This is a genomic window from Streptomyces corynorhini (genome assembly GCF_003346515.1).
GTDB classification, from domain to species: Bacteria; Actinomycetota; Actinomycetes; order Streptomycetales; family Streptomycetaceae; genus Streptomyces; species Streptomyces corynorhini.
The window spans coordinates 1-10,389 of the sequence record NZ_QQNA01000222.1 but is presented as its reverse complement, the minus strand read 5'-3'; the positions used below and the strand labels follow the sequence as shown (position 1 = coordinate 10,389).

10 protein-coding genes are annotated in these 10,389 nt (G+C 73.1%); 6 read left to right on the top strand and 4 right to left on the bottom strand.

The window, feature by feature from the left end; genetic code table 11:
* The first annotated feature begins 86 nt into the window (after positions 1-86).
* From DVH02_RS25265 to DVH02_RS25245, 5 genes are all read left to right on the top strand, one after another.
* Positions 87-1,445 (top strand): sulfate adenylyltransferase subunit 1, encoded by a 1,359-nt coding sequence (locus tag DVH02_RS25265; RefSeq protein ID WP_114626152.1) that lies wholly within the window; start codon positions 87-89, stop codon positions 1,443-1,445.
* A 261-nt stretch (positions 1,446-1,706) separates the two neighbouring features.
* Positions 1,707-2,822, top strand: a complete 1,116-nt coding sequence (locus DVH02_RS25260) for an aliphatic sulfonate ABC transporter substrate-binding protein (RefSeq protein ID WP_114626151.1) — start codon at positions 1,707-1,709, stop codon at positions 2,820-2,822.
* Between the two features lie 34 nt (positions 2,823-2,856).
* Entirely contained in the window at positions 2,857-3,648 is a 792-nt protein-coding gene (locus tag DVH02_RS25255; protein WP_114626150.1) for an ABC transporter ATP-binding protein, read from the top strand.
* Positions 3,635-4,564 carry an ABC transporter permease gene (locus tag DVH02_RS25250; RefSeq protein ID WP_114626149.1) on the top strand — a complete coding sequence of 310 codons (930 nt, stop codon included), beginning with the start codon at positions 3,635-3,637 and terminating at the stop codon, positions 4,562-4,564. Before DVH02_RS25255 ends, DVH02_RS25250 begins: the two co-directional genes overlap by 14 nt.
* 29 nt (positions 4,565-4,593) lie before the next feature.
* Complete coding sequence (locus DVH02_RS25245; RefSeq protein ID WP_233518451.1) at positions 4,594-5,430, top strand: sirohydrochlorin chelatase; 837 nt, start codon at positions 4,594-4,596, stop codon at positions 5,428-5,430.
* A 289-nt stretch (positions 5,431-5,719) separates the two neighbouring features.
* Here the strand turns inward: DVH02_RS25245 and DVH02_RS25240 are convergent, their stop codons facing one another.
* Together DVH02_RS25240 and DVH02_RS25235 are read right to left on the bottom strand one after the other, a co-directional pair.
* Complete coding sequence (locus DVH02_RS25240; protein ID WP_114626147.1) at positions 5,720-6,127, bottom strand: hypothetical protein; 408 nt, start codon at positions 6,125-6,127, stop codon at positions 5,720-5,722.
* A 100-nt stretch (positions 6,128-6,227) separates the two neighbouring features.
* Positions 6,228-7,229 (bottom strand): ketopantoate reductase family protein, encoded by a 1,002-nt coding sequence (locus DVH02_RS25235; RefSeq protein WP_114626146.1) that lies wholly within the window; start codon positions 7,227-7,229, stop codon positions 6,228-6,230.
* Between the two features lie 191 nt (positions 7,230-7,420).
* On the opposite strand from DVH02_RS25235, the gene DVH02_RS25230 reads away from it, so the two are divergent.
* The gene (locus DVH02_RS25230) at positions 7,421-8,281 is read left to right on the top strand and encodes an ABC transporter ATP-binding protein (protein WP_114626145.1); all 861 of its coding nucleotides are present in this window, start codon (positions 7,421-7,423) and stop codon (positions 8,279-8,281) included.
* On the opposite strand, the gene DVH02_RS25225 is transcribed toward DVH02_RS25230, so the two are convergent.
* Positions 8,282-8,836, bottom strand: coding sequence for a DUF1697 domain-containing protein (locus DVH02_RS25225; protein ID WP_114626144.1), 555 nt, complete (start codon positions 8,834-8,836; stop codon positions 8,282-8,284). It lies immediately after the preceding gene.
* A 104-nt stretch (positions 8,837-8,940) separates the two neighbouring features.
* Entirely contained in the window at positions 8,941-10,146 is a 1,206-nt protein-coding gene (gene mgt, locus DVH02_RS25220) for a macrolide-inactivating glycosyltransferase (RefSeq protein WP_114626143.1), read from the bottom strand.
* Between the last annotated feature and the right edge of the window lie 243 nt (positions 10,147-10,389).

Sequence of the window (10,389 nt, the reverse complement as noted above, 5' to 3'; positions counted from 1 at the left end):
CGCGTGGGCTCCCTCCTCCGCCTTGCGATCCACGGCACCAGACCCCGCTCCCTCATCCGGCCTGATCCAAACGAAAGACCCCAGCCATGCCGAGCACTCACACGGAAGACGCCACGCGGCTCGCCACGCCCACCCTGCTGCGCTTCGCCACCGCCGGCTCGGTCGACGACGGGAAGTCCACCCTGGTGGGGCGGCTGCTGCACGACTCGAAGTCGGTCCTCACCGACCAGCTCGAAGCTGTCGAGCGGGCCTCCCTGAGCCGCGGCCAGGAGGCGCCCGACCTGGCGCTGCTGACCGACGGGCTGCGCGCGGAGCGCGAGCAGGGCATCACCATCGACGTCGCCTACCGCTACTTCGCCACGCCTCGGCGCCGGTTCATCCTCGCCGACACCCCGGGCCATGTGCAGTACACCCGCAACATGGTGACGGGCGCCTCGACGGCGGAACTGGCCGTCGTGCTGGTGGACGCCCGCAACGGCGTGGTCGAGCAGACCCGGCGCCACGCCGCCGTCGCCGCGCTGCTGCGCGTCCCGCACGTCGTCCTCGCCGTGAACAAGATGGACCTGGTGGCGTACGCGGAGCCCGTGTTCGCCGCCATCGCGAAGGAGTTCACCGCGTACGCGGCCTCCCTCGGCGTCCCCGAGATCACCGCCATCCCCATCTCGGCGCTCGCCGGGGACAACGTCGTGGAGCCCTCCGCGCACATGGACTGGTACGGCGGCCCCACCGTCCTCGAACACCTGGAGACGGTCCCGGTCAGCCACGACCTGGCCACCTGCCACGCCCGGCTGCCCGTGCAGTACGTGATCCGGCCGCAGAGCGCCGAGCACCCCGACTACCGGGGGTACGCGGGCCAGATCGCCGCCGGTACGTTCCGGGTCGGCGAAGAGGTGACCGTACTGCCCTCCGGCCGTACGTCGAAGGTCGCCGGGATCGATCTGCTGGGCACGCCCGTCGAGTCGGCCTGGACCCCGCAGTCCGTGACGCTGCTCCTCGACGACGACATCGACATCTCGCGCGGCGACCTGATCGTGCCGTCGGGCGACGCTCCCGCGACCACCCAGGACATCGAGGCGACCGTCTGCCACGTCGCCGACCGGCCGCTCGACGTCGGCCAGCGGGTGCTGCTCAAGCACACCACCCGTACGGTCAAGGCGATCGTCAAGGACATCCCGTCCCGGCTCACCCTGGACGACCTCTCCCAGCACCCGGCGCCCGGGTCGCTCGTCGCCAACGACATCGGCCGCGTCGTGATCCGTACGGCGGAGCCGCTCGCGCTCGACGCGTACGCCGACTCCCGCCGTACCGGCTCCTTCCTGCTCATCGACCCCGCCGACGGGACCACGCTGACCGCCGGAATGGCGGGCGCCGCCTTCGCCGACTCCCCGGCTCCGGCCGAGGAGCCCGCCGCCCCGTCCGGCGACGACCAGGGCTGGGACTTCTGATGACCACGGCCGCGTACGACATGTACGCCACGTTCGCGAAGGAGGGCGGCCGGGTCGGCAGCGGCGCCCTCGGCGCGGGAACCGGTGGGGTGGCGCGATGTGCGCGATGACGTACGCGCACCGCTCGCGCGCCCACACGCACCACCAGCCGCACCCGTACCACCGACTCGACCACCGTCGTCGAAGATCCGCCGCTCTCCCGGCCACGCCCCCGTATCCGTTCGGGGCGTGAGCACCGGGCCAACGAGAGGAACCCCTCCCGTGTCTGCCTCCCGCACCACCGCGCGCCGCCGCCTGGCCGCCGTCGCCGCCCTGCCCCTGCTCGCCGTCGCGCTCTCCGCCTGCGGCTACGGCTCCGAGAAGTCGTCCTCCGACGAGGCGACCGGGGTCGCCGCGGGCGCGAAGAAGACCGACGGTCTCGACACCGTACGCATCGGCTACTTCCCCAACCTCACCCACGCCACCGCCCTGGTCGGGGTCGAGAAGGGCCTGTTCCAGAAGGAACTGGGCGCCACGAAGGTGAAGGGCTCCACCTTCAACGCGGGCCCCTCCGAGATCGAGGCGCTCAACGCGGGCAGCATCGACATCGGCTTCATCGGCCCCTCCCCCTCGATCAACGGCTACACCCAGACCAACGGCAAGAGCCTGCGTATCATCGGCGGCTCCGCGTCCGGCGGCGTGAAGCTGGTGGTCGACCCGGCGAAGATCAAGACCCTGGACGACGTCAAGGGCAAGAAGATCGCCACCCCGCAGCTGGGCAACACGCAGGACGTGGCGTTCCTCAACTGGATAGCGGAGAAGGGCTGGAAGGTCGACGCGCAGTCCGGCAAGGGCGACGTCTCCGTCGTCCGCACGGACAACAAGATCACCCCGGACGCCTACAAGTCCGGCTCCATCGACGGCGCCTGGGTGCCGGAGCCGACCGCGTCCAAGCTGGTCGCCGAGGGCGCCAAGGAGATCCTGGACGAGTCGACGCTGTGGCCCGACAAGAAGTTCGTGATCACGAACATCATCGTGTCGCAGAAGTTCCTCAAGGAGCACCCGGCCGCCGTCGAGGCCGTGCTGCGCGGCTCGGTGAAGACGAACGCGTGGATCAACTCCCACGAGGACGAGGCGAAGGCCGCCGCCAACAAGGCCCTGGAGGGCCTCTCCGGCAAGGCGCTGCCCGCCGATGTGCTGGACCCGGCCTGGAAGTCGCTGCGGTTCACCGACGACCCGCTGGCCTCGACGCTGCAGGCGGAGGCCGACCACGCGGTCAAGGCCGGACTGCTGAAGAAGCCCGACCTGAACGGGATCTACGACCTGAAGCCCCTCAACAAGGTCCTCAAGGCCGCCGGGGAGCCCGAGGTCTCCGACGCCGGTCTCGGTGTCAAGTAACCCCGTACCCAGCCGTTCCCAGGAGGTGACGACCATGGCATCGACACTCGCCAAGGCCGCCGAGAGCACCCCGGCGGTGGACCACGCCGCCCGTATCGCGCACGTCTCGAAGTCGTTCGCGACACCGGACGGACAGCAGCTCGTCCTGGACGACATCACCCTCGATGTCGCGCCGGGCGAGTTCGTCACCCTCCTGGGAGCCTCCGGCTGCGGCAAGTCCACCCTGCTCAATCTGGTCGCCGGGCTCGACCGGCCGTCCGCCGGGTCCATCGACACCCCGGGCGGCCGGCCCGCCCTGATGTTCCAGGAGCACGCCCTCTTCCCGTGGCTGACCGCGGGCAAGAACATCGAACTGGCGCTGCGGCTGCGCGGCGTGCCCAAGCAGGAGCGGCGCGGCGAGGCGGAGCGGCTGCTCGGTCTCGTCCGGCTGGAGGGCGCGTACGGCAAGCGGGTGCACGAGCTGTCGGGCGGGATGCGGCAGCGGGTGGCGCTGGCCCGCGCGCTCGCCCAGGACAGCAGGCTGCTGCTGATGGACGAGCCGTTCGCCGCGCTCGACGCCATCACCCGGGACGTGCTGCACGACGAGCTGACCCGGATCTGGCGCGAGACGGAGCTGTCGGTGCTGTTCGTGACGCACAACGTACGGGAGGCGGTACGGCTCGCCGAACGCGTCGTCCTGCTGTCGTCGCGGCCCGGCCGGGTCGCCCGCGAGTGGCGGGTCGACATCCCGCAGCCGCGCCGTATCGAGGACCCCGCCGTCGCGGAGCTGTCCGTCGAGATCACCGAAGAACTGCGTGGGGAGATCCGCCGCCATGGCCAGCACTGAGACGACCGCGCCGAAGGATCCGGTGCGGCCGGGCGGCGAGCCGGGGAACCCCGCGCCGCACGGCGACATGGCCGGTCTGGAGGCCGGGCTCGACGCGCTGGACACCGTCCGGACCCGGCGCACGCCGCTGCGGCAGACCCTCACCCAGAAGGTGCTGCCGCCGGTCGTCGCGGTCGCGCTGGTGCTGGTGGTGTGGCAGGTCCTCGTCTGGGCGAAGGTCACCGACGACTACAAGCTGCCGTCACCGGGCGCGGTGTGGGGCGAGGTCTCCGACGCGTGGGCGCGGGGCACCCTGCTCGGCTACATCTGGACCAGCGTCTCGCGCGGGCTGCTGGGCTTCCTGCTGGCGCTGCTGATCGGCACCCCGCTCGGGCTGCTGGTGGCCCGGGTGAAGTTCGTGCGCGCGGCCATCGGCCCGATCCTGTCCGGGCTCCAGTCGCTGCCGTCGGTGGCGTGGGTGCCGCCGGCCGTGATCTGGCTCGGGCTGAACGACGCGATGATGTACGCGGTCATCCTGCTGGGCGCGGTCCCCTCGATCGCCAACGGGCTGGTCTCCGGCGTCGACCAGGTGCCGCCGCTCTTCCTGCGGGCCGGCCGCACGCTCGGCGCGAGCGGGCTGCGCGGGACCTGGCTCATCGTCATGCCGGCGGCCCTGCCCGGCTATCTGGCCGGGCTCAAGCAGGGCTGGGCGTTCTCCTGGCGGTCGCTGATGGCCGCCGAGATCATCGCGTCCTCGCCCGATCTGGGCGTGGGACTCGGCCAGTTGCTGGAGAACGGCCGGACCAACAGCAGCATGTCGACGGTGTTCCTGGCGATCTTCCTGATCCTGGTCGTCGGCATCGCCATCGATCTGCTGATCTTCAGCCCGCTGGAGCGGCGCGTGCTGCGCGGTCGCGGCCTGCTGGCGAGGGGCTGACCGCGATGCGCCCGTACCCCTCCCGACCGGTGCCCGTGCCGCTCCCGGCGGACGCGGCGCCTCCGGTGCTGCTCGTCATCGCCCACGGCAGCCGCGACCCGAGGCACGCGGCGACCGTGCGCGCCCTGACGCGGCGGCTGCGCGCGCCGCACCCGCGGGTGCGGGTGGAGACGGCGTTCCTGGACTTCGACGCGCCGTCGGTGCCGGAAGCGCTGGACCGGCTGGCGGGCCGGGGCGTACGGGACGTGGTGGCCGTGCCGCTGCTGCTGACGCGGGCCTTCCACGCCACGTCCGACATCCCGGCCGTACTGCGGGAGGCGGCGCACCGCCATCCCCGGCTGCGGATCCGGCAGGCCGGGGTGCTGGGCCCGGCGCCGCTGCTGACCGAGGCGCTGGAGCGGCGGCTGTACGAGGCCGGGCTCACGCCAGGCGACAAGGGCTCGACCGGGGTCGTCCTGGCCTCGGCGGGCTCGTCGGACCCGGCGGCGATCGCGGTGATCGCCGACATCGCGCGGGAGTGGCGGCACACCGGTTGGTGCGCCGTGCGGCCCGCGTTCGCCTCCGCGTCCCTTCCCCGCACCGAGGACGTGGTGCGGGAGCTGCGGGCGGAGCCCGGGGTACGGCGGGTCGCCGTCGCCCCGTACGTGATCGCCCCCGGCCGGCTGCCCGACCGCATCGCGGACGGCGCCCGCGCGGGGGGTGCGGAGGTGCGGGGCGAGGTGCTGGGCGCGGCGCCGGAGCTGGCCCGGCTGCTGGTACGGCGCTACGAGGCGGCGGTGGCCGACGGGGAGCCGGTCGGCGCGCGGTGGGCCGGGGCGCGGTGGCGCACGGCACGGTGGGCCGGGACGCTGGCGCGGCCCGCGTAGGCGGCGGGAGGGCGGCGGGCGGCTGGCGGCAGGTGCGCGCAGGGGCCGGGGTCCTGGCGGGTCGCCGGGGTCCTGGCCCATGGCCGGGGTCCTGGCCCATGGCCGAAGTCCTGACCCATGGCCGAAGTCCTGACCCATGGCCGAGGTCCTGGCCCATGGCCGAAGTCCTGACCCATGGCCGAGGTCCTGGCCCATGGCCGAGGTCCTGGCCCATGGCCGAGGTCCTGACCTGTCGCCGCAGTCCTGACCCGTCGCCAGAGTCCTGACCCGTCGCCGGGGTCCGCTCCGGCTATTCGTCCAGGCGCCGCAGCAGCGTGTCCGGCATGACATCCGCCTCGGTGATCGGCGGTCCGAACTCGTAGTCGTGGCGGCCCACATGGCCCAGCGGCAGGCTGCACGCCTCCTCCGACACCGCGCCCGCGAGGAACGTGGCGGGGCAGGGGTCCAGGCGCAGCAGCTCGCGCTCCGGACCGTACTCGTTCCCCCTGGGCCACCGGGCCCACATGACCCAGGGCGCGGCCGACTCCGTACCGTCCGCGCACTGCGCGATCACGTGGTGCAGCCCCTCGTGCCCCTCCTCCAGCGTGCACCACAGCGCGCGTTCGGCGGTGAACCCGCCCTCCAGCTCGTCGAGCACGGCCATCTCCGCATCGAGGAAGAGGATCCGTGCCGGACACGACACCCGACGAATCGACATTGCCCGTCACCTCCGAGCAGCCAGTGTCGCGCCGTGGCGGGGACGCGGACAGCCCGTGGGGGGAGCTTCACCCCAAGGAGCGGTGGAGGAACAAGAAGTTCTACCGTCCGTCGACGAGGGCGGTCAGTTCGGCGACGGACAGGGAGCCGGCCGGGCGGCGCTCCCTGGCGAAGGTGCCGGCGACGCGCTGGAGGATGTCGTTGACGGGGGTCGGGACGCCGTGGAGGCGGCCGAGCAGGGCGATCTCGCCGTTCAGGTAGTCGGCCTCGATCGTGCCCGTACCCCGGCTGAGGCTCTGCCAGGACGAGCCGCCGCCGCGCGGCGGACCGCCGGTGGGCGCGAAGGAGACCAGATCGCCCCGGGCCGTGGCCTGTTCCTCGTGGCTCGCGAAGGGGATCCCGGCGGCGTCGAGCACCGCGCGTCCCTCGGCCTGCGTGCGCTCGATGAGGTCGTGGGACTCCTCGCCGAGCGGACCGGTGACGGCCTCGATCGCGTTGACGAGGTTGGAGAGCAGTTTGGCGTACTTCCAGCGCATCACGTCCTGGGCGAGCGGGGCGAGCAGCCGGGCCTTCTCCAGGCTCGCGGCGAGCGCCCGCGCCGTCCCGTCGTCGCCCGAGGGGTAGCGGCCGAGGTGGAGCATGCCGGTGTACGGGGCGCACGAGGCCACGACCTCGCCCGGCTCGACGTGGGTCGCGGGCAGCCAGACGCACATGCCGTACACCCGCCGGAAGCGCCGCAGCGCGAGGCGTTCGCCCTCGACCCCGTTCTGGGCGCAGACCAGCGGCAGCGCCTCCCCGGCCGTGGCGCCCCCGGCACCGGCCACCGGCCGCGCCGACCACGCGTCCAGCGCCGCCACGCTGTCCTGGGTCTTCACGGCGAGCAGCAGGACGTCGTCCGCGTCCAGTTCGAGCGCCTCGGGCCGGTCGACGACCGGCAGCCGGTGGACGCGGGTGCCCTCGGGGGTGGTGAGCCGCAGGCCGCGCTCGCGCAGCGCCTCGTAGTGCGCGCCGCGCGCGACGAGCACCACGTCCTGTCCTGCCTCGGCGAGCCGGCCGCCGATGGCACCGCCGACCGCTCCGGCCCCGATGATGACGTGGCGCATCCTGACTCCTCGGGTGGGCCGCGGGGCGGCGGCGCGGGTGGGGCGTGACGATCACTCCTGGCGGTCAGTCTCCCGCCCGAGGTGGAGCGGATCAAGCCCCTTCCCCCGCCACGGGCGGTGCCGCGGCGCGGGGCCCGGACGGATATGAGACGGATCGCGGGCTTTCGGCGCGAGGCGCTACGATCCGGCTCATGACCATGGTGGTACGGGCGGACGACGTGGACGTCGTCCGCGACGGAAAGTTGCTCCTGGACTCGATCTCGCTGACCGTACGGGCCGGAGAGCACTGGGCGTTGCTCGGCGCCAACGGCGCGGGCAAGAGCACCCTGCTCGGGATGGTGGGCGCGGTCACGCACCCCACGCGCGGCACGGTGGAGATCCTGGGCGAGGCCCTCGGCCGGGTCGATCTGCGGGAACTGCGCGCCCTGCTCGGCCATGTCAACCCGCGCCATCCGCTGCGTTCGCCGCTGCGGGTCCGCGACGTCGTACTGACCGGGCTGACGAACTCCGTCGAGCCGCTGCCGCGCTGGTCACCGCCGGTGCGGGAGCGCGAGCGGGCCGACGCGCTGCTGGCCATGCTGGGCATGGCGGGCAAGGAGGAGGCGCGCTGGCCGACGCTCTCGCAGGGCGAGCGCGGCCGTACGCTCATCGCGCGCGCCCTGATGCCCCGGCCCCGGCTGCTGCTGCTCGACGAGCCGGCCACGGGTCTCGATCTCGCCGCCCGCGAGCAGCTGCTGAGCAGCCTGGACGCGCTGCGCCTGGAACATCCCGAGCTGGCGACGGTGCTGGTCACCCACCATCTGGAGGAGCTGCCCGCCTCCACCACCCACGCGATGCTGCTGCGTGCGGGCCAGTGCGTGGGGTCGGGTCCGGCCGACGAGGTCCTCACCACGGACCGGGTGAGCAAGTGCTTCGACCATCCGGTACGGATCTCCCGCACCGACGGCCGCTGGACGGCACGCGCGCAGCGGGTGGCTCCGGCGACGGCGGCGGGGCGGCGGACCGTACCGGCGCCGGGACCGGCCGGGGAACAGGCGCGGGACCGGGTCTGATCACGCCGGGCCACGGGTCAGCTCCGCCAGCTTGACGACGGTGTTCCAGTTGCGGCTGGTGGCCTTGGCGCGCTTCGTCAGGGCCGGTCCTGACAGGGCCTGGGCCAGCTTGGAGCGGCCGAGGCCGTCGGGGGCGTACAGATACAGCGCCCGGTCGCCGAGCCGGAACTCCTCGGGCAGATGGGCGGCCGGGTCGACGGACGCGAACCGCTCCGGGCCCACCGGCTCGGAGAAGAAGGTCACGTGCAGCTGTCTGCCCTCCAGGGTGGTGGCGGGGAACGGGCACGCCTCGACCACCTCCCGCAGATACGCGCCGTCCCGCACGAGACAGCCGACGCCGAAGCCGAACCGCTCCTCGATGGCGCGCTCCAGCTCGGCGGCGAGGGCGTTCTCGTCGTCCGAGGCGCTGGTGAAGACGGCGTTGCCGCTCTGGAGGTGGGTACGGACGTCGCCGTGGCCCAGCTCCGACAGCAGCGCGCGGAGGTCGGCCATCGGCACCCTGCGGTGGCCGCCCACGTTGATGCCGCGCAGCAGCACCGCGTATGTCGTCGTCATGGGCCCACGATAGGACGGGGGTACGACAGCCGGGCCCCTGCCAGTCGGACCCGCGCCGCTCGGGCCCGCGCCGGTCGGACCCGCGACGCTCAGTCCCGCGCCGCTCAGGCCCGCGGCAGCTCCGCCTCGATCAGGTCGGCCGCCCGCTGGGTGCCGCCCTCTGCCGCCATCTCCCGGCCGATCTCCGCCAACCTGCGCGCCACTTCGGGGTCGGCGTCCAGGGCGAGGACCGCCTCGCGCAGCGCCTCGGGCGTGGCCGCGTCCGTGTCGATCCGGCGGGCGACCCCCAGCGAGACCAGCATGTCGGCGTTGCCGAACTGGTCGACGGCCTGGGGTACGGCGACCATGGGCGTGGCCGTCGCCAGCCCCTCCTGACTGCCGCCCGCGCCCGCGTGGGTGAGGAACACGTCGGCCTGCCTGAGCACGGAGAGCTGCGGCACCCAGCGGCACACCTCCACGTTGGGCGGTACGTCACCGAGCGCGTCCCGCGCCACGTGTGCGCCGATCTGGAGCACGACGTGCCAGCCCGGCAGATTCCCGAAGCCCTCGACGCACGCGCGGTAGAAGTCCGGCTGTTTGGTGAAGGACGAGCCGAGCGAGACCAGCAGCACCTTCTCGGCGTCCGCGGGCCGCTGCCAGTGCCCCTGGTCGGCGCGGTCGCCCTGGCAGGCGCCGACGAAGGTGAAGACGGAGGTGTCCACCCGGTCGGCCTTGTACTGGAGCGCCTTGGGGATCAGCACGATGGACCGGTCCGGCCGGGCGGACAGCAGGTCGGGGTCCGTGTGGCCCATGCCGTTGTCCTTGAGCCAGCGCGCGAACCGTGCGCGGTAGGCACGGCCGCGTGCGGACGACTCCAGCTCGGCGCGCATCGGCTCGGCGACCTCCTCCCGGTACCCCTCCCACGCGACCATGTGCGTGGAGACCTGGAAGAACGGGACTCCCCAGCGGTGCGCGAGCACCGGCGCCGGAAAGGACGTGGTGTCGCCGATGACCAGATCGGGCTCGTCGCCCTCGAACGCCGCCGCGAGCTGCGGGAGAGCGCGCATGGCGTCGGTGAGGAACGGCTCCACGTTGTCGATCAGCTCCGTCCCCCAGGCCGCGGGGTCGTCGTCGGGCGAGGGCAGGACGGTGGAGTAGATCACCGGCTCGGCGCCGGTACCGGCGACCTTCGCGGCGAAGATCTCGGGGATCGCATAGCTGACCCGGTGGCCGCGGGAGACCAGTTCCCGGATGATTTCGAGGCTCGGGTTCACGTGCCCGTGCGCGGCGATGGAGAACATGGCGATGTGGGAAGGCTTCGTCGCTGTCATGCCCCGACCGTAGGCGAGACGAGACGTCTCGTGCAATGTGATTTCCGTACGCCGCCCCGCCCCGGGCCGCGCCCCCTGTCCCCTGCCCCCGCACCCCCGCCTGAGGCAGGATGCGAGACTTTGCCGGTCAGGGAACCACCCGACGTGGGCGAGCACGACGTGAGAGAGCGCTGATGGACGAGGTACGGGCGCGGGAGATCCTGGCTGGGGCCGGGCTGCCGCGCGACGCGGAGCTGCTGGCCC